The sequence below is a fragment of the Microbulbifer sp. GL-2 genome (assembly GCF_007183175.1).
Classification (GTDB): domain Bacteria; phylum Pseudomonadota; class Gammaproteobacteria; order Pseudomonadales; family Cellvibrionaceae; genus Microbulbifer.
The window spans coordinates 4,670,015-4,690,290 of sequence record NZ_AP019807.1 but is presented as its reverse complement, the minus strand read 5'-3'; the positions used below and the strand labels follow the sequence as shown (position 1 = coordinate 4,690,290).

20 protein-coding genes are annotated in these 20,276 nt (G+C 50.7%); 15 read left to right on the top strand and 5 right to left on the bottom strand.

All coding sequences use genetic code 11. From position 1 onward, the window contains the following. The first annotated feature begins 126 nt into the window (after positions 1-126). Positions 127-525, top strand: a complete 399-nt coding sequence (locus GL2_RS20245) for a thioesterase family protein (RefSeq protein WP_143732539.1) — start codon at positions 127-129, stop codon at positions 523-525. 371 nt (positions 526-896) lie between these two features. Here the strand turns inward: GL2_RS20245 and GL2_RS20240 are convergent, their stop codons facing one another. From GL2_RS20240 to GL2_RS20230, 3 genes are all read right to left on the bottom strand, one after another. Continuing rightward, positions 897-1,481 carry an exopolysaccharide biosynthesis protein gene (locus GL2_RS20240; RefSeq protein ID WP_143732538.1) on the bottom strand — a complete coding sequence of 195 codons (585 nt, stop codon included), beginning with the start codon at positions 1,479-1,481 and terminating at the stop codon, positions 897-899. Positions 1,482-1,494: 13 nt separating this feature from the next. Beyond that, positions 1,495-1,854, bottom strand: coding sequence for a hypothetical protein (locus tag GL2_RS20235; RefSeq protein WP_143732537.1), 360 nt, complete (start codon positions 1,852-1,854; stop codon positions 1,495-1,497). Between the two features lie 92 nt (positions 1,855-1,946). Further along, a complete protein-coding gene (locus GL2_RS20230; protein WP_143732536.1) occupies positions 1,947-2,594 on the bottom strand; it encodes an NAD-dependent epimerase/dehydratase family protein in 648 nt (215 codons plus the stop codon). Positions 2,595-2,960: 366 nt separating this feature from the next. Between GL2_RS20230 and GL2_RS20225 the strand changes: the two genes are divergently transcribed. Next, entirely contained in the window at positions 2,961-3,371 is a 411-nt protein-coding gene (locus GL2_RS20225; RefSeq protein ID WP_143732535.1) for a hypothetical protein, read from the top strand. Between the two features lie 39 nt (positions 3,372-3,410). Then, on the top strand, positions 3,411-4,982 hold the full coding sequence (locus GL2_RS20220) for a hypothetical protein (protein WP_143732534.1): 1,572 nt from the start codon (positions 3,411-3,413) through the stop codon (positions 4,980-4,982). A gap of 11 nt (positions 4,983-4,993) precedes the next feature. On the opposite strand, the gene GL2_RS20215 is transcribed toward GL2_RS20220, so the two are convergent. Then, entirely contained in the window at positions 4,994-5,425 is a 432-nt protein-coding gene (locus tag GL2_RS20215) for a DUF4174 domain-containing protein (protein ID WP_143732533.1), read from the bottom strand. A gap of 270 nt (positions 5,426-5,695) precedes the next feature. Here GL2_RS20215 and GL2_RS20210 point away from each other — a divergent pair, with 270 nt between their 5' ends. Continuing rightward, positions 5,696-5,959, top strand: coding sequence for a hypothetical protein (locus tag GL2_RS20210; protein WP_143732532.1), 264 nt, complete (start codon positions 5,696-5,698; stop codon positions 5,957-5,959). A 236-nt stretch (positions 5,960-6,195) separates the two neighbouring features. Continuing rightward, a complete protein-coding gene (locus GL2_RS20205) occupies positions 6,196-7,584 on the top strand; it encodes an MFS transporter (protein WP_143732531.1) in 1,389 nt (462 codons plus the stop codon). Positions 7,585-7,614: 30 nt separating this feature from the next. Here GL2_RS20205 and GL2_RS20200 read toward each other — a convergent pair whose 3' ends face one another. After that, positions 7,615-8,526 carry a LysR family transcriptional regulator gene (locus GL2_RS20200; RefSeq protein WP_172621220.1) on the bottom strand — a complete coding sequence of 304 codons (912 nt, stop codon included), beginning with the start codon at positions 8,524-8,526 and terminating at the stop codon, positions 7,615-7,617. Between the two features lie 151 nt (positions 8,527-8,677). Between GL2_RS20200 and GL2_RS20195 the strand changes: the two genes are divergently transcribed. From GL2_RS20195 to GL2_RS20150, 10 genes are all read left to right on the top strand, one after another. After that, positions 8,678-9,697, top strand: a complete 1,020-nt coding sequence (locus GL2_RS20195) for an NADP-dependent oxidoreductase (protein ID WP_143732529.1) — start codon at positions 8,678-8,680, stop codon at positions 9,695-9,697. A 421-nt stretch (positions 9,698-10,118) separates the two neighbouring features. Then, complete coding sequence (locus GL2_RS20190) at positions 10,119-10,628, top strand: hypothetical protein (RefSeq protein WP_143732528.1); 510 nt, start codon at positions 10,119-10,121, stop codon at positions 10,626-10,628. A gap of 2 nt (positions 10,629-10,630) precedes the next feature. Then, a complete protein-coding gene (locus GL2_RS20185; protein WP_143732527.1) occupies positions 10,631-12,655 on the top strand; it encodes a tetratricopeptide repeat protein in 2,025 nt (674 codons plus the stop codon). Continuing rightward, on the top strand, positions 12,655-15,792 hold the full coding sequence (locus GL2_RS20180) for a tetratricopeptide repeat protein (RefSeq protein WP_143732526.1): 3,138 nt from the start codon (positions 12,655-12,657) through the stop codon (positions 15,790-15,792). The genes GL2_RS20185 and GL2_RS20180 overlap by 1 nt, the downstream gene beginning before the upstream one ends. A gap of 68 nt (positions 15,793-15,860) precedes the next feature. Continuing rightward, positions 15,861-16,445 carry a tetratricopeptide repeat protein gene (locus GL2_RS20175; protein WP_143732525.1) on the top strand — a complete coding sequence of 195 codons (585 nt, stop codon included), beginning with the start codon at positions 15,861-15,863 and terminating at the stop codon, positions 16,443-16,445. Then, positions 16,442-16,765: a hypothetical protein gene (locus GL2_RS20170; protein ID WP_143732524.1), complete on the top strand. Its 324-nt coding sequence runs from the start codon at positions 16,442-16,444 to the stop codon at positions 16,763-16,765. Before GL2_RS20175 ends, GL2_RS20170 begins: the two co-directional genes overlap by 4 nt. A 69-nt stretch (positions 16,766-16,834) precedes the next feature. Beyond that, positions 16,835-17,596, top strand: coding sequence for a MotA/TolQ/ExbB proton channel family protein (locus GL2_RS20165; protein ID WP_143732523.1), 762 nt, complete (start codon positions 16,835-16,837; stop codon positions 17,594-17,596). Further along, complete coding sequence (locus GL2_RS20160) at positions 17,596-18,186, top strand: biopolymer transporter ExbD (RefSeq protein ID WP_143732522.1); 591 nt, start codon at positions 17,596-17,598, stop codon at positions 18,184-18,186. Before GL2_RS20165 ends, GL2_RS20160 begins: the two co-directional genes overlap by 1 nt. Beyond that, on the top strand, positions 18,183-18,722 hold the full coding sequence (locus GL2_RS20155) for a biopolymer transporter ExbD (protein WP_232053695.1): 540 nt from the start codon (positions 18,183-18,185) through the stop codon (positions 18,720-18,722). The genes GL2_RS20160 and GL2_RS20155 overlap by 4 nt, the downstream gene beginning before the upstream one ends. A 9-nt stretch (positions 18,723-18,731) precedes the next feature. Continuing rightward, the gene (locus GL2_RS20150; protein ID WP_143732521.1) at positions 18,732-20,111 is read left to right on the top strand and encodes an AgmX/PglI C-terminal domain-containing protein; all 1,380 of its coding nucleotides are present in this window, start codon (positions 18,732-18,734) and stop codon (positions 20,109-20,111) included. The last annotated feature ends 165 nt before the right edge of the window (positions 20,112-20,276 follow it).

Here is a 20,276-nt window from a genome sequence, read left to right as displayed (position 1 = left end):
AATGTCAACACCAAGGGTCAATAGCAACTTTTTCGTTTCGTTAGATCAATCTATTCACGAGTTGATTTCTGTAAAAGCCATGTCATGCTGTGTGCATTATTAATGTATGTTATGTGCCGGTGAAATATGTTTGTAGAGTCGATAAAAACACGCTTTTCTGACACGGATGCGTTAGGTCATATCAATAACACCATGTTGCCTATCTGGTTTGAAGGTGCGCGTAACCCTATTTTTGAGTTGTTCACACCTAATTTAGATATACAAAAGTGGAAACTGATTCTTGCCCGTTTTGAAATAGAATTTCACGGGGAGATCTTCTACGGTCAGGATGTTGAGATACGTACAGGTATATCTCGCGTTGGATCAAGCTCATTTGACGTATACCAGGAGGCGTGGCAAAGCGAAAAGCGGGTTGCGTCCGGTAAAACGGTACATGTTTATTTTAACTATGATGCTAAGCGTGCAGAACCCTTAACAGATGAACTTAAGGAAGCTTTGCTCGCCTATCCTCTCGGTCAAGACTAACACCAGCCTCCCGGCTGAGAAGAAAAGGGTATTCAGGCTGGCATATGGTGACATTAAAAGGGTGTGCATAAGGCTTTGATAGGCCAGCTATTGTGACTACTGTCTAATTGTTAGCCATAGCTGCTATGTGCACCTACATAGGCTATGGGTAATGGGGGCTTTGGATACGATTCAAGTGAATGGATGAGCTTAGCTGGAGCACTGCATAAAAAGTTATGCTCCTTATTTATCGATTTAAAGTCTAATTTTTATACTGATCCATTCATGCATAAATCTTATACTGGGTTTATCTCAAGGTATTAATTAAAAGTAAAAAACTTGAAGCTATGATGCCAGTGAGCAGAGTAGTAGTGCGGATACACCAATGTTTGTCAAAGTAGGGCGTGGGCGAGAAGCCAGGTGAGTAGACCGGTAAAAACAAATGCAATCAGGGCTAATAGTCCATCGTGGGTAACCAGGGCCAGGCCAAAGATGGTGAGTGCAAATCCGGCAGTAGTTGCCGAGAAGGGCACAAATTCCATCAGGGGCATAGTCAGAGCAATCAGTGAGCAAATAGTGCCTATCGCGAAAGTACCACTGCGTCGTACCAGGAAGTCAAGGCGCGGCTGCATCCAGCGGTCGGCAAAGGCCGCCGGCCTTCGCATCCAGCGTAGGGTTGCATTTAACTTTTTATGGGAGATGGAGCGGTTTAGCAACCATTGTGGTAGCCATACATGTTTGCGCCCCAGTAACAGCTGGATGGCTACCAGCAGCAGGAGTGAGGCCATGGCAGTAGACAAGCCAGGCACGCCACTCAGTGGAGAAAACAGGATCAACCCCACTAACAGCAGGAAGGGCGCATAAGACCTGGGCCCGATTGCCTCCAGTACAAGCTGCAGGGAGATACGCGCAGTGTGCTGGCTACTCGATTCAATTTGTTCAAGCAGTTGCCGCAGTCCGGTGATTTTCTGTGTCATATGGGGCGATTCCTCAGTGCCCGGGCACACATAATTTTGCCGTTCCCCGTGCGCAACCTCCCTGGCATTCAACTTTTTGCTTGCTATTGCGTCCCGCGAGCCCACCTTTGTGCTTTGAGCACCAGATTTTACCCAGATAGTCCCTGACGCAAAAACCTACACCACAGGCAATATTGCCGTTCAAATCACGTAGAGCTCCGCCTCCAAAGTGATACGCGCAATAGACCTGGCCGTCACTGTTGCGAGTACACTGGCCCGGACCACACCGTTTCTGTTCCTGTCGATCCAGGCGACAGTCCGCCGTTGCGGATAGCGAAAGCAGGGCCCAATAGAGGGATAGTAGAGGGGTGAGATGGCGCACAAACAACAACATAGTGCTCACCGGAAAGTGTGTACCTATACAGATAGTCTGTGCTGCTGGGGCGCCATTCGCCAGTCTGGATGGCTTGGAAAGGCAAAGAATAATCAGGTGTAAAACAGTTCGTCCAGGGTGAAGGTTTCTATGCCTGTACCCGTTTTATTACAAACGTTTATCATTTTTTCCGCCACCTGGGCGCCGCTAATGGGGCGATATTGGCGTAGTCCGGGGAGTCGGCAGACCCAGGGTAGCAATACAGCGCCTATTTTTTCGGCAGGGCGTGATTCCCCTCTCTCCCCCAGGAGTAGCGAGGGGCGGAAAATACTGATGCGGGTAAAAGGCAGGGTCAGTACTTTCTGTTCGAGTTCGCCTTTCATGCGCAAATAGGCGCTGCTACTTTTAGGATTGGCTCCACTGGAGGATACCAGCAGGTAATGGGATACCCCGTTATCGGCAGCCAACTGTGCCGCACGGAATTGATACTCCACATCCACCTTGTATTGCCGCTCCAGACCGCCTGCCTGCTTTTTTGTTGTGCCCAGACAGGAGAAGAGCAGGTCGCCACGGAACAGGTTTGCGTGCTCTTCCAGGCGCTCAAAATCCACCACTTCATTGTGAACTTTAGGGTGGGAAAAGGGCGCGCTGCGGCGGGTTAGGGTGACTATTTCATCAAAAGAATCATCCTGCACCAGTTGTTCAATAAGATGGCTGCCAATCAGCCCGGTCGCACCAATAATAATTGCTTTTTTAGCCATAGTTCCCGGTCAATCTATTTAGGGTGTTTGTGGATGATCTCCCGTGAAGGGGTATGTTTGTCAAGTACATTAATGGTGCCTGAACTTTTTTAGGCTACTGCGGATGGATTTTTAAAAAATCCTTGTTTTGTTTAAAAATAATTCCCCTTTTAACGGTGGTGGAATCATGGCGTTACACCAGGCTCTTTTTCAGGACGCCATAACAAGCATTGAATTCATTAGTCACTGGAGTGTGTTTAAACAATGCTATTTGATTATTCTAAGTCACCATACCCTGTCCGTGAAAATTTGTGGGAGGCAAATGTTAGGGTTTGGCAGTTTAGTGAAAATACCGGCAACTGATGAACTGCGAAGAAGCACGTTACCATGGCCAGGGAGGTACGTGCTGCATTCGACTGTGATTTTTGTGGGGAGCGAAAGAAGGCATTATCTCCCTATCAGGTGGAAGGCAGGCACTATAGTAATTCCAATCTTCCCGAAGCCATATTTGATGCGCTTCATCGGATAGTGACCGATCCATCCCGCTTGAGTGAGGTGTGGTTCAAGCAACTTGTTTTTACAGGCTTTCCTGTGGGGAAGTACGTGACGCTTGTGGCGGTAACCGTGTTTGTGCTGAACGTAGTTACCTTCCACCGGGCTTTGGGGCTGCCTCTGGAGGAATTACCCAGCATGGAATCTATGGGGACTGATAGTTGGGTTATTGGGCGGAGCATTCAGCGTAACTTCGCTGCTTTTGCCCGGTGTGGCGAAATTGATTTTGGGGAAGTCTACGCTTAGTGAATGGTTGAGCGGTAGGGAAGCCATGGAGTCGTAGAAATGGACACATCCAAGTTGGTAGCGGGTATTGCACTGACCTTGTTGTTCGGTTCCGCTGTTACCCACTCTGCACCACCTTTGCCGGGCAAGCCCTGGATTATGCCCTTCGATGTGGACCAGCGCTTCCCACCTTCCAGAATCCATCCAAGCCTCTCTGGAGAGCCCAGCCAGCGGGAGGTATACGAGTTTGCCTGGCGCAGTTTTATTGCTCTCAACTGGCCCTACAAAGAGAATGGCCTGCGTGGCCAACCTGATCCCAAAGCCAGGTTAGCGCCGATCACCAACTTGCCGCTTCCCGATGATCTGGTGGTTTGGGAAACCTATATGTCGCCGGAAACGGTATTTGTGCCACCCCAGCAGTGGCCAGTACATTGGGGGAAGCCCGACACCAGTGGCCTTGTTAGGATCAGCACGCCTCCCTGTTACAACGGCAACTATCAATACGGCACCTCTTTTGCACCGGGTATCAACCAGCCCTACACCAGTGCCAATGTGCCGACGGGCCCGGTGGTGGACCAGCATAAAGAATATTTACGCGTCGAAGTTACCCTGGGACGGTCCTATTTCGATTACATCAAGCAGTTCGGTTACTTCGATTCCGATACCCAGGAGCAGGCAGTCAGGAAATATATCCGCTACGCCAATCGCAAGGGTGAATCACCACCTCCAGCGCAGTCGCCATCGGATAATGCCAGCCGCTTCCAGCCGGTACCAACGGGGTTGGAGTTTTACCTGGACCAGTTACCGCTCTATGCACGCCAGGGCCTGACCGAGGTAAAGGCTGCTTGGAAGGTGCTTAAGCTCAGTGGGGAAAACCCGGATATTCCCGGTCGCTACTTCCGCCGCTTGATGCGTTTTCCCCTGCCGGATGGTTCTTTGGGAGAGCCTGTGTTGATGGGCTTGGTTGGGTTCCATATCCACCGGGTCACACCTTTCGGGCACCTGCCGTCCACGTTTGAACAGGTGGACAATGTGCGCATCGGTAAGCGGTTGTTCGACCCTCTGCCGAAGCCCAAGCACCCGACCCTGAATCCCGGTGGAACTGGCGGGCACCCGGCCCGGTACGACAACGGTTATGAGGTCAATGGTGAGAGTGGTGTCGCCGGCGTGATACCGCTGCCCTACAAAGATGGTGAGCAGCTGATTCCCGTCGACGAAAGAGAGCGGATTAATGTCTCCAGGGTAACCCCGATCCCTTTGCAGGTTCAGTTGGTGAATTGGAAATACCAGACCCTGCTCAGGGATAGCGTCTGGTCCTATTACCAGTTGATCGGTGCCCAAAACAAAAACTTGGAGTCACCCAATCCGCGTCTGGGCCCGGGTATTTCGGGACCGCAGACTTCAAATACTCAAAATTTGGTGAATACTACTTTGGAGACCTATACGCAGAGAGGATTCAGTTGTGCTCGCTGTCACCTGAATGCCTTTCCCCAGGGGGTGACCAGCTTCCCGCCCTACGAGAATCGTTTTGAAGACCTACATGTCATGAGCTTTCTGTTACTGAACGCTAAATCAGGTAGTAACCCTGCACAGGATACTGAGTGTTCCAGCAGCTATAGCGCCTTGCCATAGATATCATGGGTTTATGGTGAAGAGTTGTCCTGCGCCTCCTGTTGACGCATCGGCATACTATCGATACGGCGGAAAATCTCCCTGGGAGCATACTTGACCGAGCGATATTTCACACCGCCATCCTTGCCAATTAAAACGACCTGCTCGCCGTCTCCCTTAAAGAATTTTTCTTTGATATTCGTACCGAAATCACTGGTTATTTTGCCGGGATAATTGGTTTCGATATTTCCCTTGGTAAAAACAAACCAGAGGAGATTCCTCTCTGCAAATTGTGGCCCCAGTTTTAATAGGGACTGCATGGTCTCTGGTGCTTTGGTGGGGTTATTTAATAACAATATTCGGTTTTTCCACTGGAAACCATTCAGGTTGTTCACGGTATCCTCTTCCGCAATCAAGGTGTGAGAGGTGAAGATGATCATGATAAAAAAAATAAATTTGCGCATGAAGAAATCTCTGCTACGGGCTGGATGCTGTAGATAGTAGTCATCCAGCAAGAATTACAAATATCCATATTTTAGCTGAGGCACTTCAACTAAACTTATTTATAACCACTCAATCTCGCCTTGAGAGGAAAACTCTATAAAGTTTGGCCGGGGCTGGATTTATAGCGCACATCCAAGAATGTGGGCCATAACTTGGGTATTCGGGAAAGCTTAGACGGAATTCGGTTGGGCTGTGATGCCGGATCGGAATCCCTAAGGTTGGTATCATCCATGTCATATGCGCAGGAGCCGTCCATAAACTCTCCCCGTTTCGGCTTACTGGCAATTTGCATATCCCTTTTCATCATTGCACTCGATATCAGTGCTTTTTCCCCTGCGATACCCGCGATAGTGGACTCCAGTCGTGCCAGTCTGGCCTGTGCAATTATCTTTATGCTAAAAATTACTGGTGGCGCCGTGGGGCCCGGTATCAATGCCGCAATTGTAGGGTTTGCCCGGATATTACCGCTGGAATCAGTTGGGCCTTTGAGATGAATGCCTGTTTAGCAATGGCAGGATTTATTATCGCATTTTTTTATGAGTGCACCCAAGGTGGCCGGGAGTGGAAGGGGATAGTGTTAGTCAATTAATGTAGAAAGTTGGGAGTATGGCCTGCAATGAACATTTATTGGGTTGAGGTCTATTTAAAGATTGATACAGCCATTGCTGTAATCACCGTAGATACTTCTTTATCTATGGTGATGTGAGTCTGCTCAGGAAGACCGCTCTTTATGACATATTTCCAGATGGACCTTTCAGAGTCTCAGAAAATGGGATTCATTGCGGTTAACCTTGCCCTATTCCTTATTACTATTGATTTTACCGCATTTTCTCCTGCCATCCCTGCGATTGAGCAGGAATTCAGTATTGGTGTTACTACTTCCCAGTGGGTAATCAATGGCTATGCGCTGATGTTTGGAGTCCTGATCGTCACAGGAGGACGTTTGGCTGACATCTATGGGCGCCGCCGATTATTCTTTATTGGCAGCGCTATTTTTTTACTATTTTCCCTGGTAGGAGGGCTTTCCCTTAATACGGTAACCTTGTTGATATCCAGGATTGTGATAGGAGCTGGCGCTGCACTGATGTGGCCGTCGATTCTGGGCATAGCATATACACTGGTACCCCTAACCAGGGCTGGTCAGGTAGGCGGGTTGGTGATGGCCGTATCTGGGTTGGCGAACGCGATAGGACCAATTTTGGGAGGAGGTTTATCGGATCTTTGGGGGTGGCGATGGATTTTCTTGATAAATATTCCTATAACACTGCTATCTGTGTTTCTATGCTGGAAGTTCGTTCCAGATGATACCCCAACGAAACCACCTCAGAAAGTGGATTATGCCGGCGTGATTATGTTGATGGTTTCGGTATTTAGTCTTTTATTTGGTATGTATGTTGCGGCGGAGATCGGATTTTATCGCCTGTTGACATTATATTTTTTCTTTGTTTTTTTTGTTGCTGTTGTGATCTTCGTGTTTTTGGAAGTAAAGAAGGGGAAGTATGCGCTGATACCTGGGGATATAATAGTTAATAAAAAATTTACAGTAATTGGTGTTATAACCTTTGTAACAGCAGTGGTATTCTTTTCGGCAATTCTATATATGCCTCAATTTTTTACAAAAGTTCTCGGGTTTTCTGCTATTGATTCCGGCTTGGCGCTACTGCCACTTATGGCCTCATTTGGTGTTATTTCTTTTCTCTCCGGGAGAGTGTATTTGGGCTTTGGGCCGAAACTAATAATTTGTGCGGGTATGCTGTTGATGGGTGCTGGAATGTTGTGGCTCTCTCTTCTGTCAGCTGAATCTCGATATATAGGCCTTGTTCCTGGTTTAATCCTGCTGGGGCTTGGTCTGGGGCTGTTTAATCCTGCTGTCACCACTTTTGCGGTCACCATAGTTGATCCGGGTAGAGAAAGTCTCGCCAGCGCAATCCTGTTTATGTTTAAAGCTGCTGGTGGTGCTTTGGGGTTGGGCTTAAACGCTGTAGTTGTGGCGTTCGCCCCGGATATGGTTGTAGGTATCGGCCAGGCCTTTTTACTAAATTCCTGTCTGGTTTTCGTGAGCTTGATAGCGGGTTTATTTTTTATCGTCGAGAGTATCCCTGGGAAACACAAAAGCTAGGCCCCTTACGTTTATTCGCTCTAAATTTCACTATTCTTTGTCTGCCAAATTTGTGTATATAAAGTCCACGCAGAGTTTGATTTTCGGAATCTGGTATCTAGTCCGTTCGTAGAGCAGGAAAATACCGATATCACCACCAGGGCTGACTGATACTTTGCCCTCGGTAGGCACTTTTACCAGCTGTCCAGAATCGATATGTTCGCAAATACTCCATGATGGTACACAGAACATTCCGCGATGATTTAGCGCTGCGGTAAGCAGGGCTTTGCCATTGTTGCTGATTAGGTGGGTGGAAAGTTTTAAGGGCTCCCATTGGCCGTCAGTTAAATAGTACCAGTCTATGGGCCCCCGGGGCCCTCGGTATTGCAAGGCTTGGGCGGTTTCTATGGCTTGCTTACCAAGGGGGAGTTTCTGGCCCAGGGAACTGAGGTATTCAGGGGAAGCTGTTAGAGAGAATTCATTCTGAGATAGGCGCTTGGCAATTACGTGCTCGTCCGGTGCATAGCCACCGCGTATGGCGATATCCACGGGATCTTTGCCTAGTTGGGTGAGATCATCGCTGTAGTGCAAGTCGAATACGATATCCGGATAGTATTGGGCAAATTGTTCCAGCAATGGTGTCAGGTGTTGTTCACCGTAGGAAGGCAGGCAGCTGATTCGGATAAGGCCGCTGGGGGCCTCAAAAGTTTGGCTAACAAGTTCGTCAGCCTGCTCCAGTTGCCGAATGGCTTCAGTGACCATCGAATAGTACAGTTTGCCCAACTCAGTCACTTCAACCTGTCGGGTGCTGCGTTGTAATAACTCGACCCCCAAGGATTGCTCCAAGTCGCGTACACGGCGGGAAATGGAGGAGGCTGGCACATCAAACTCCTTGGCCACAGCAGAGAAACTGCTCAGTTCTGCAACACGTTTGAAATAGCGTAATGCTCTTATTTTGTCCATAATGGCCTCTATTACCCCCTTTCTAGCCTTTATAATCTCCTGATTATTGTTGTAAAGACAAAAGACTTCCACCATTTACTATCTGTTTCCTTGTGAGAACAAAAGGCACTATCGCTTTCATACTGTGTTGATCTGAAAGTCAGAGAGATTTATGAAAGCGTTGAGAATGACCCGTTATGGGGATATTGAAAGTAGTCTGGAATTTCAATCTGCAAATATGCCAAGCCCCAAAGTTGATGAGATCTTGGTGCGTGTATATGCCGCCAGCGTGAACCCCGTTGATAATATGGTCCTGCGCGGGGACCTCAAAGCGATGCGCAAGGAAAGCTTCCCAGCCGGTGTCGGCAGGGATGTCAGTGGTGAGGTGGTCGCTGTAGGCAAGGGGGTCACCCACTTTAGAGAGGGCGACCAGGTGTTTGCCCGTGTTGGAGAGGAGCATGTGGGCACCGTGGCGGAGTTTATAGCTGTGCACGCTTCCCACGTGGCCCCAAAGCCACAAAACCTTTCGCATCAGGAGGCGGCCGGCATTCCGCTGGTGGGGCTGACTTCCTACCAGTCCCTGGTTCAAGTTGCCGGGCTGAAGCAGGGTGATAAAGTGCTGATTCATGCTGGCTCAGGTGGAATCGGCTCTATGGCAATCCAGCTGGCCAAATCCTTCGGTGCCTATGTGGTGACGACTACCAGCACGGCGAATGTTGGCTGGGTAAAGGCGCTGGGTGCTGATCTTGTCATTGACTACAAAAAGCAAAATTACCAGGACCTGCTCTCCGATATGGATGTGGTGTTCGATACCCTGGGTGGCCATTACACGTTGGATGCTTTCAAAGTTATTAAAACTGGCGGGCGTGTGGTATCGATTTCCGGTGATCTGGACCCACAGACTACCGAAGAGCTCGGCTTGGGCTGGCTGATCCGCAAACTGCTCGCTCTCAAGTCCCGCAAGCTGATGAAAGCGGCCGAGGCGAAGTCCGCTCTTTACCGGATGGTGATTATGAAGGCCAATGGTAAGCAGTTACAGGAATTGGGGAACCTTTACCAGGATAAAATTATCACCCCAGTTATAGATAAAACTTACGCTTTTGAGCAGAGTAAAGAAGCGCTGTCCTATCTTGCTGCCGGTCGTGCCAAAGGCAAAGTAATTATCTCAATGGAAGAACCCGCTACAGCATAAAGCCTTTCAAAGCTAAAAGGGTGAATTTGACTCGGGTGCAGTGCCGCCCCAAAAAACCGGGAGCGGCACTAAAAAAACAGACTGGAGGCTTTAAGTACAAAAGCCTTATTCCTGTAAGTTTTTGACTTGAGTCCATATAGCCTTTCGTGAAAAAGCAAATTCTCTTCACCCCGCACTCAATGTCTTCTTGCAAGGAATGTGCGAACTGCCTCACACTCTTCCCCCTTGCTCCCTTCTAAACTTCAGAAAATTCATACCTGTCTGTTTCGCTAGATTTGACTTTCCTCACATCTGCCCTTTCTCCTATTCAATACAATGCCGCTGGCTGAAAGGTCCCTGTGTACAGGCATTTCAATGTGGCCCGCGAGGGTCTCCGCATAGCTGGTATTCATTGTTAAAGGTAGGGTCAGAGGTAGGTCACATGTTCAGAATTCTACAGGTAACAATCCTTTTGCTACTGACAAGCGTGGTAACTGCGCAAGATGTCAGTCGTGATGATATCCGTGGCCTGGATGAGCAAATCCAGGACGTAAAAAAGGATGTAATCGACCTGACTGCTACCTTGGCGCAACTGGAGGAGAAGCTGCTATTCCCCTCCAATACCCAGGTGGCTTTTTTTGTCTCCATTGCCGATGAGCGGCCATTTGAGTTGGAATCCGTAGAGGTCAAGCTCAATGGCGAGATTGTTGCGCATCACCTTTACACTTACCGCGAGATTGAGTCCCTGCAAAAAGGCGGGGTGCAAAAGATTTACACGGGCAATGTACAAGCCGGTGCGCATCCATTAGAAGTGCGTTTTATTGGCAAAACTTCCTCGGGAAGGGAATATCGGGCTGATGCCTCTTATCAGGTAGACAAGGCTGTGGGGCCGAAGTTTGTCGAGATCAGTATTTTGGGGACCGAGTCTGAGATTAACTTCAAGGACTGGTAATCATGCGTACTTCTCTGCTATCGGTACTGCCGGGCCAGGTAAAGGCGACGCTGCGGGTTTTGGCTGCCTCGCTGTGTACCTTATCTGTTTTTACCGGAATGGCTAAAGCCGAAGAGAATGAGGAACTGCGAGATCTGTTTTTCGGCTCGGCTATGTTCCACGCTCACCAGGAAAACTATTTCGATGCGATAGTGGCCCTGGATACCGAGTTGGCTCAATTTCACCGCCTGGATGAACCGGAACTTGATCCCTTCAGTGCGCACTTGGGGCAGGCAGAGTTCTCTGTGGGGGACCTGGAACTTTCCTATCGCATGCACCGCGAAGCAGGCCGTGCCATTGAGGCGGTGTTGCAAGGCGATGTTTCTCAGCCGGTGCGCAATGAGGCAGCCTATCGCCTGGCGAAGATCCATTACCACAAGCAGCAGCCGGCCAATGCCTTACATGCGCTGGAAATGATTGAGGGGCGGGTGCCCATGCGTGTGCGCTCGCAAGAGCAATTTTTGCGCGCGCGGGTGTTTATGCAGTTGGGCCGTTTTGATGAAGCCGTTGAGTTGCTCAAAGACCTGAAGGGAGACGAGTCTCTGGCCGGCTTTGTCGAGTTCAACCTCGGTATTGCCCAGCTAAAATCCGGTGAGGAAGCCCGCGGTATATTGGAACTGACTGCTCTGGGTAAAAAGAGCAGTGGGAAAGCTGCCGAGCAGGCACTGTATGACAAGACCAACCTGTTGCTCGGTTCCCACTTGATGGAAGCTGGCGAATTACAGCTGGCGCGCCCGTATTTTGACCGTGTGAATCTTGAAGGTCCATTTTCCAACCGCGCGTTGCTCGGTGCGGGTTGGGTGGAAGCTCGCGCTGGTCGTTACGACCGGGCACTGGTGCCCTGGAAAATGCTGCAGGATCGCAAAGGCACTAACGAGTCCGTGCAGGAGTCCATGCTCGCCGTGCCCTACGCATACGGCAAGTTGGATGTACACAGTACGGCGGCGATTAACTACGGCCGTGCACTGGACGCCTTTGGCAATGAAATTGATACGCTGACGGCCTCAATTAACAGTATCCGCACAGGGAAATTTCTGGAAGCACTGCGCCGCAAAGAGGCTACCCAGGTACAGAACTGGGTGGTGGCACTGCGCAACCTGCCGGATGCGCCGGAGACCCATTATCTCCTCGATCTGATGGCCTCTAATGATTACCAGGAATTCCTGCGCAACTACCGCGACTTGAATGATCTCTACGAGCGCAATGAGGAGTGGCTCAAAAGCCTGAGTGCCTACGAGAATATTATCGGTATCCGCAGGGCCTACTACGAACCGCTGCTACCACAACTTGATGACCAATTTCGCAAACTGGATGCTCGCATCAAGCTGCGTTTTGAGCAGCGCGATAAATTTGCCAGTCGTATTGAACAGATGCTGGTTTCTCGCCGCCCCGAATATCTTGCCACTGCTGATGAGCAGGAGGCGCGACTGGAATTGATAGAGCTGCACAGCCGGATTGCCGAGAGTCCTCAGGAGTTCACTGAATCGACCCGCAGCAGGGTAGAGCGCCTTCAGGGCGTTTTGGATTTGCGTCTCTCAACAGAGTATGACGGCAGGCTTACGGAAGCCTATAAGCATCTGCAGCAACTCAATGTGGAAATTGAAAAGCTGCAGACAGTTTATCAATCCTATGTGCGCAGCCGACAGGCAGCCACCCACAGTTATACCGGCTACGACGAAGATATCACCCGGCTGCGTGCGCAGATTCGCAGTACCCAGCAGCGCCTGGAAGTGCTGATGGCGCGTCAGGGCAGAATGCTTGAAGCTTTGGCAATACAAGAGTTGGAGCGCCGTCGTACCCAGTTGGAGAGCTACCAAATAAAAGCCCGTTTCGCCCTGGCCGACAGTTTCGACCGTGCCAACGAGCTGCAGGAGCAGCGCGAAGATCAGCGTAAAATTGAACAGCACCGCGAGGCCCAGCCTGAACCTTTGCCCGGGGAAAATCCTCCGGAACTGGAAGCGGAAGAAAGCGAAGAGGGTGAAGCCTGATGCCCTGGTTTAATAAACCTATTGGCTTGTCGAGCATGGCTATTGTGCGCCGTTGCACCCTGGTTGGTATTGCATTGTTGCTCAATGCCTGTGCGGTCAATAATGGCAAAACTATTGGCAGCCTGCAGAATGTCGATATCGAGATTAAAGAAGAATATATCGACGGAAGTCTCGAAAAAGCCCTGGCCAGTTATCAGCGCTATTTACAGGAAACGCCCGAATCCAACCTCACGCCCGAGGCAATGCGGCGCATTGCCGATCTGAAAATCAAGCAGGCGCACCGCGCTGAGGATGCGGCCATTGATGGCATCGTCAGCAATGCAAGCGCAGCGAGTACAAGTGGAGCGGTGGTTGCCATTGATGCTCCAGTGGTGACCGCAGATAACTCCCTTGATGCACCTGCTGAAGTGTCAGCACCGATTGCTCAAGTTGAGAAAGCAGTAGCGGAAGACGGTGGTGACACAGAGTCGGACGCTGAGTTTGAGGCGCGCGCTAGCGGCAGTTTTGAGATTGCCGCGGACAACACTTCCCTGCCTGTACCTGCAAATGACCCCGATGCATTGATGTCGGCAAACGCCCGTGAAGCTATCAACCTGTATCTTGAGCTGCTGAAAAAATATCCCCTGTACGACCGCAATGATCAGGTGATGTACCAGCTCTCGCGAGCTTATGAGGAGGCTGGCCAGATTGACCAGGCGGTGGATGTGTTGCGACAGCTGGTTGCCAAATATCCTGATTCCCGCCATATCGATGAATCGTGGTTTCGTCTAGGGGAATACTACTTTACCCGCAAGAAATACCTGGATGCTGAGGATGCCTACGGTAAGGTAATCGGCATCGGAGTGGTTTCCAGTTTCTATGAGTTGGCCCTGTACAAACGCGGCTGGTCCCTGTTCAAGCAGGATATGTATGAGATGGCATTGAACGATTATGTTGCCATGCTCGATTATAAGGTTTCCCAGGGGTATGACTTTGACCAGCAGACCAATGAGGTAGAGCGCAAGCACGTTGAAGATACATTCCGCGTGGTGAGTTTGAGTTTCTCCTACATGGAAGGTCCAGATTCCATTGTCGATTATTTTACCCGCAAGGGTGCACGCGAGTATGAATACCTAGTGTACAGCCACCTGGGTGAGTACTATCTGGAGAAGCGCCGCTACCAGGATTCGGCTAAATCCTATACCGCTTTTGTTGAGCGCAATCCACTCCACAAGGTTTCCGCGGACTTCTCCATTCGGGTGATCGAAATTTATGGTAAGGGCGGATTCCCCAAACTGGTTCTGGATGCCAAGAAATCCTTTGCCAATACCTACGCCCTCAAAGCTGAATATTGGACTGTGTTTGATATCAATGAGTATGGAGAGGTGGTTGAGTTCCTACAGGCGAACCTGATCGACCTGGCCAGTCATTATCACGCCGCCTACCAAAACAAAAAGCTTAAGGATAAAAAGGCCGAGCACTATCGTGAGGCGATTCACTGGTATCGCAGTTATCTGCAATCCTTCCGCGAAACGGAGCGCGCAGCGGAGATCAACTATCAACTCGCGGGCCTGATGCTGGAGAATCGTGATTTCCATGGCTCTGCCCTGGAATATGAACGCACCGCCTATGAGTATCCGGCACACAAAGATTCCAGTGAAGCTGGCTATGCGGCGGTCTATGCCTACCGCGAGCATCTGGCAAATAATCTGAAAGAAGCCTCTGCGGAACAGCGCGCTCCCCTGCTGCGTGAAATTATCCGTTCATCGCTCACCTTCGCCGATACTTTCGCGCAGCACGAAAAGGCGGCCCAGGTGATGTTGGGTGCAGTGGAGGATTTGTATGGTCTCAAGGACTACGTACCTACTATCGAAAATGGTCGCCTGTTGCTGGAGAAATTCCCGGCGGCGGAGCAGGAAATTCGTCGCTCCAGTTGGATGCTGGTAGCCCATGCCTCGTTTGATGTACAGGCGTTTGTGGATGCAGAGGTAGCCTACGGAGAAACCCTGAATCTCACTGCTGCCGATGCCAAGGATCGTGCCGGGCTTGTCGATAACCTGGCGGCTTCTATTTACCAGCAGGGTGATATGGCCCGCAAGCAGGAAGATCATGTCACGGCTGCTGGGCACTTCCTGCGTATTCGCGCCGCCGCTCCGGGAGCAACCCTGTTAGCGACTGCAGAATACGATGCGGCAGCTTCCCTGATCATTTTGAAAGATTGGGCCCAGGCTGCAACGGTGCTTAACAATTTCCGCACCAATTTCCCAGAGCATGAGCTGGCAAAAGATGTCACCAAGAAACTGGCCGTGGTTTATCAGGAGAGTGGTGAGCTGCTGTTGGCTGCTGCGGAGTTCGAGCGTATTGAGCGCGAATCTGAGGATGAGGAAATCCGCCGCGAAGCTCTGACCCAGGCGGCGGATCTCTATAGCGCGGCAGGGGACAGCAAAAAAGCACTGGCAGTACTGCGCCGATATGTAGGCTTGTTCCCCAATCCAATGGAGCCGGCACTGGAGACCCGCCAGAGAATTGCTGATATTTATAAAGCAGATAGCAATGAAAAGCTCTACATGAAAGAGCTGCGCGAAATGGTGCGTATCGAACTGCGCGGCGGCTCCCAGCGCAGTGACCGTACCCGTTATCTCGCCGGTAATGCCGCACTGCAACTCGCTGAGCCGAGTTACCAGGCCTTCACCCAGGTGACCCTGGTAAAGCCCATTGAGAAAAACCTGAACCTGAAACGCAAGCGGATGAAGGCTGCTATTGGCGCTTTCACCGACCTGATTGATTATCAGGTAGCGGATGTTACCGCTGCAGCTACTTATTACCTTGCGGAGATCTATCTGCACTTTAGTCAGTCACTTAAAGACTCTGAGCGCCCCACCAACTTGAACGCGCTTGAGTTGGAGGAATACGAACTGGCCCTGGAAGACCAGATTTATCCGTTCGAGGAGAAGGCGATTTCAGTGCATGAAAAGAATGTCGAACTTCTCGGGGTCGGTATCTACAACCCCTGGGTCGACAAGAGCATCGCTAAGCTTGCCGGACTGATGCCTGCGCGCTACGCAAGGGCTGAAGAGGCTGGGGGGTACCTGCAAAGCATTGTGCCCCTGCCGCCAGAGCCAGAGCTGGGTGCTGGTGAAGCGGTTTCTGGTCATTAACTGTAAATAGTGGTCTGGAAATCAATAAAGTTGCCGGGTTGATAGTGGCAAGAGTGGAGCTGAGAGTTATGCAAACAAGGTTGCGAAGATTTTTCCTGGTGGGGCTCGCGCTGCTTCTATCCGCCTGTGTGGGGACTAATACCAAAACTGGAAAAATTTCCGATTATTCTTCTGTGAAGGTTTCCGGCAGTGTTAGCCGGGATTTTGAACGCTCGCTGGAATATCTGGCTGAAGAGAAATATGAGTCTGCTATTAATTTGCTGCAGTCGGTCGTTGAGAGGGAGCAGCGACTTCCCGCGCCCTATATCAATCTTGGAATAGCGCACTACCAGGTTGGCAGCGAAAAAGATGCGGAGGAAGCTTTCCTCAAAGCTCTGGAGCTGGATGCGGAGCATCCAGTGGCGACCAATGAGCTGGCGGTACTTTATCGTAAGCAGGGTCGCTTCGCCGATGCGCGAAAAATTTATGTGAATGCCTTGGCAGAAAACCCCGAATACCTGCCTTTGATTAAAAACCTTGGCATATTGTGTGATCTCTATCTGCAAGATCTCCAGTGCGCTCTGGCACAATTCCAACAATACGTACAATTGGAGCCGGAAGACCAGGATGTATCCATCTGGTTGGCCGATCTCAAGCGGAGGACTGGCAAGTGACATTGAGGTTGAAATGGATTTTGCTACTGGCAGTTTGCCTCACCGGGCTCCCCACAGCTTTTGCCCAATCCGGGAGTGAAGAAGCGAAAGGGTCTACAGAAAAGAAAGTTGACTCTAAGATCAAAGAGTTATCGGGCATTTCCATTATCGGTAATAAGGAAGCCCCCAAGTCTCTCTATATTGTCCCCTGGAAAAGTTCCGAGGTGGGTGTCGAAAGCGATCTTGTCTCCAGCCTGATGGATGACAAGCTCAAGCCGCTCGACAAGGAAGTTTTCATGCGTGAGCTGGAGTTCTACCAGCTCAGCCTGTCCGGCGACTAACGCCGTCCTTTCTCCGGTTGAGGCCGGAGCAGCAACAAATTACTGCAGTATTTCTCAAGAGGGTTTGTAATGGACTTTTTTAACAGCGTCATTGAGTTTTTCCAGACGGGCGGTACTTTTATGTACCCCATTCTCGTCGTTGCCGCTTTGGGCGGCGCCGTAGCCATTGAACGATTTATTCGCCTGCACTACGAGCGACATACCAACCGTGCCATGTGGGATAAATTACAACCCGTTCTCGCCTCCGGGGATTTTGATCGCGCGCGCAATCTGGTTAAGCAGGATAACTCCAGTGTGAGTAAATTGCTGTCCATGGGTCTGGCACGCCAGGGTGCGGTGCGTCGTCGCGAAGATATCGAGATCGCGATGGAAGAGAGCATGATGGAGATCACTCCTCAGCTGGAAAAACGCACGCCTTATGTAGCGCTCTTTTCCAATATCGCTACGTTGCTGGGCCTGCTCGGTACCATCATGGGTTTGATCGAAGCCTTCACTGCGGTAGCCAATGCCAACCCGGCGGAAAAAGCTGACTTGCTTTCTGCCAGTATTTCCGTAGCGATGAACACCACGGCCTTTGGTCTGATGACCGGTATTCCCCTGTTGATAGTGCATGCGCTGCTCAACTCCCTGACGGGTCAAATTATCGATAGCCTGGAAATGGTTTCTGTAAAAGCTTCCAACCTGATTGATAGCTCAACCCGTCGCCGCTTCGAAATGGATGCGCCCAAGCCAGAAGAGCAGCCTGGTAAGCAGCCTGCGGATGAAGCTAAAACCGAAGAAGCTGAAACCGAAGAAGTCGAAACCGAAGAACAGCAAACGGAAACTGCATAATGAGAAGGCGGCGCCACGGGAGAGATAAAGAGGCCCCGGAGCTGGATATCACCGCCTTCCTGAACCTGATGGTGGTACTGGTACCCTTCCTACTGGTATCGGCGGTGTTTTCACGGGTGACAATCCTGGAATTGAACATGCCGAGTGGAGCTGGCGGCGGTGCCCCGGATGACCCTACGGTGACGGTGGAAGTCGTAGTGCGTACGGAGGCACTGGAGATCAGCGATGGCGAAAAGGTTATTGCCCGCTTCCCTAACCTGAATGTCTCCGGTGAGGGGGACTCCACCCAGCCGGAAGTGGCTGTGGAGGAAACTGCCGGACAGGACGACGGAATTGAGGTATTGCCAACGGCTGAAGTTTACGACCTGAAAAAACTTACCGAGTTTTTGCTGCAGGTGAAAGCCAGCTACCCGGAAAAAACCGACTCTATTTTATTGATGGAGGCGGATATTGCCTATGAGCACCTGGTGGGTGTAATGGATACCGTGCGCGGTGCTGAAGTCCGGGTTGAAGGCAGTGATCCCAATGATCCGTCAGCAGTGGAGAAGGTGATTCTGTTTCCTGATATTTCCATAGGAGATGCGCCGTGAGACATGAAAGCCGACGTATGAAGCGTATGGCTCGCAGCCATAAGCGCAAAAAAACCTCAGGAATGAATCTGACGTCCCTGATGGATGTATTCACTATCCTGGTGTTTTTCCTCCTCACCAATACTTCCAGTAACGAAGCATTGGAGCCGCCCAAGGTGATCACACTGCCGGATTCGGTGGTTGAGACCAAGCCGAGTGAAACGGTAACCCTGATGGTGACGGCTGAGGAAATTCTGGTGGAATCCAAATCCGTTGTTGCCACCAGCGAAGTACTGGAAAGTGAGGAAATTGTCATCGAGCTGATTAAGCAGGCGATGATTGCAGAATTAGATAAGGCTATTGGTGTTGCCCTGGCCTCAGCTCAAGAAGGAGAGGGAGAAGAAGGTGAGCAGGAGGGGCCAGAGCCACCGGAAGTGAATATTCTCGCGGACAGAGGCATTCCGTTCAGCTTGCTGAAAAAGGTAATGTCCAGCTGCACCGAAGCGGGCTACACCAAGGTATCACTGGCGGTTATTCAGAAAGCATCTCAGGGTTAATGGAAGTTTGTGAGTAATTTTCTTCAACAACAGCAGGCGGTCAGCGAAACGCTCAATGCGGTTCGCCAGCGTATGCATCTGCTCGAGGATGAGCAGCGGCAGATCGAAGAGAAGCTGGCTGAATTGCAGGCGCATGGCTCCAAGTATCAGCTGCTCGATGAAATTTCAGAGCGCTTGCACAAGCTCGAAGAAGCTGGTGCAGGGGAGATGTTCTGGGCTGAGGACTACCGAGCAGATGCTTCTGAACGGGTAATTACACGCATTGGTGAATCCACCCGAGATTTCAATGAAAGCCTGGATCAGCTGCATCAATCCCGCAGGGATATCCTCGATCAAATCGAATACTGTAATGAGGAAGTTTTTGCTCTTGATGAGCAGGCTGACGAGTTGCGCCGTGAGGAAGAAGAATCCAGATTTGAATTCGAAATCACTCGTGAGTATGAACAGCCGGCTTTTCGCCCGATGGAAATGCCCTGGCATACCAAGGGGGAGGACGAGAAACGGTTTCGGATTTGCGTATTCGCCTCTCTGTTCATGGCCGCGCTGTTAGGTTATCTGGTTCCCCTGTATGTGCTGCCTGAGCCTGAAACCCAGGTAGTCGAGATCCCCGAGCGTTTGGCCAAGCTGGTAATCGAGAAGAAAACCAAGCCCAAGCCACCGCCCAAGCCGGAGCAGACGAAACCCAAGAAGGACGAGAAAAAGCCTAAGCCTAAGCAGGAGCAAAAGGTCGCCAAGCAAGAGCCGAAGCCTTCTAAGACGGAGAAAAAGCAAGCGCGTAAGAAAGCTGAGCGCGCGGGTGTACTGGCCTTCAAGGATAATTTCCAGGACCTTATTCAGGATGATCTGGACAATCGCCTGGGCCAGCAAACCCAGCTGAGTACGGCCGGCAAGCAGGAGAATCGCAGTCAGCGCTCGCTGATTACAGCGGCCGCAGCTGCCGGTAGTGGTGGCATTAACACCGCAGAGTTGAGCCGCAATGTTGGCGGTACTGGCTCATCCCTGGGGGGGGTGGCCTTCTCCAGGGTGGAGAGTTCTATCGGTACCGAGGGTGACTTTGCCGGTGAGGATAGGCCGCTCAGTGACGGTGTGGGTCCATCTCGAACTGATGAAGAGATTCAGATTGTCTTCGACCGCTACAAGGCCTCGCTGTATCGCATCTACAATCGCGAGCTGCGGAATAACCCGGCCCTGCAAGGCAAGATGGTTCTGAAGATCACCATCGAGCCGGATGGTTCGGTATCTCGTGCGGAAGTGGAGTCCAGTGATATGGATTCACCGGCACTCAACGCCAAAATTGTTGCGCGGGTCAAGCGGTTTAATTTCGGCGAAAAGGCCGGTGTTCCAACGATCACCATTCTTTTCCCGATCGACTTCTTCCCCAACAATTAACCGGTGTGGCCTCCTTCCCGTGTAAACGGGGAGGAGGTTGTTACGTTTAAAAACTGGGGGTGCCCCTGTTAACTCTGCTTCACTGCTTCAGCCTTTCTTGAGTTCCAGCTTGAGAACCACTTGGCAATCCCTGAAAAAGTTCCCTTACCTGACTGTTATTTATGA

Coding starts and splice junctions, on each gene's coding strand:
- GL2_RS20245 (WP_143732539.1), top strand. CDS start 127: ATGTTTGTAGAGTCGATAAAAACACGCTTTTCTGACACGGATGCGTTA.
- GL2_RS20240 (WP_143732538.1), bottom strand. CDS start 1,481: ATGACACAGAAAATCACCGGACTGCGGCAACTGCTTGAACAAATTGAA.
- GL2_RS20235 (WP_143732537.1), bottom strand. CDS start 1,854: ATGTTGTTGTTTGTGCGCCATCTCACCCCTCTACTATCCCTCTATTGG.
- GL2_RS20230 (WP_143732536.1), bottom strand. CDS start 2,594: ATGGCTAAAAAAGCAATTATTATTGGTGCGACCGGGCTGATTGGCAGC.
- GL2_RS20225 (WP_143732535.1), top strand. CDS start 2,961: ATGGCCAGGGAGGTACGTGCTGCATTCGACTGTGATTTTTGTGGGGAG.
- GL2_RS20220 (WP_143732534.1), top strand. CDS start 3,411: ATGGACACATCCAAGTTGGTAGCGGGTATTGCACTGACCTTGTTGTTC.
- GL2_RS20215 (WP_143732533.1), bottom strand. CDS start 5,425: ATGCGCAAATTTATTTTTTTTATCATGATCATCTTCACCTCTCACACC.
- GL2_RS20210 (WP_143732532.1), top strand. CDS start 5,696: ATGTCATATGCGCAGGAGCCGTCCATAAACTCTCCCCGTTTCGGCTTA.
- GL2_RS20205 (WP_143732531.1), top strand. CDS start 6,196: ATGACATATTTCCAGATGGACCTTTCAGAGTCTCAGAAAATGGGATTC.
- GL2_RS20200 (WP_172621220.1), bottom strand. CDS start 8,526: ATGGACAAAATAAGAGCATTACGCTATTTCAAACGTGTTGCAGAACTG.
- GL2_RS20195 (WP_143732529.1), top strand. CDS start 8,678: ATGAAAGCGTTGAGAATGACCCGTTATGGGGATATTGAAAGTAGTCTG.
- GL2_RS20190 (WP_143732528.1), top strand. CDS start 10,119: ATGTTCAGAATTCTACAGGTAACAATCCTTTTGCTACTGACAAGCGTG.
- GL2_RS20185 (WP_143732527.1), top strand. CDS start 10,631: ATGCGTACTTCTCTGCTATCGGTACTGCCGGGCCAGGTAAAGGCGACG.
- GL2_RS20180 (WP_143732526.1), top strand. CDS start 12,655: ATGCCCTGGTTTAATAAACCTATTGGCTTGTCGAGCATGGCTATTGTG.
- GL2_RS20175 (WP_143732525.1), top strand. CDS start 15,861: ATGCAAACAAGGTTGCGAAGATTTTTCCTGGTGGGGCTCGCGCTGCTT.
- GL2_RS20165 (WP_143732523.1), top strand. CDS start 16,835: ATGGACTTTTTTAACAGCGTCATTGAGTTTTTCCAGACGGGCGGTACT.
- GL2_RS20160 (WP_143732522.1), top strand. CDS start 17,596: ATGAGAAGGCGGCGCCACGGGAGAGATAAAGAGGCCCCGGAGCTGGAT.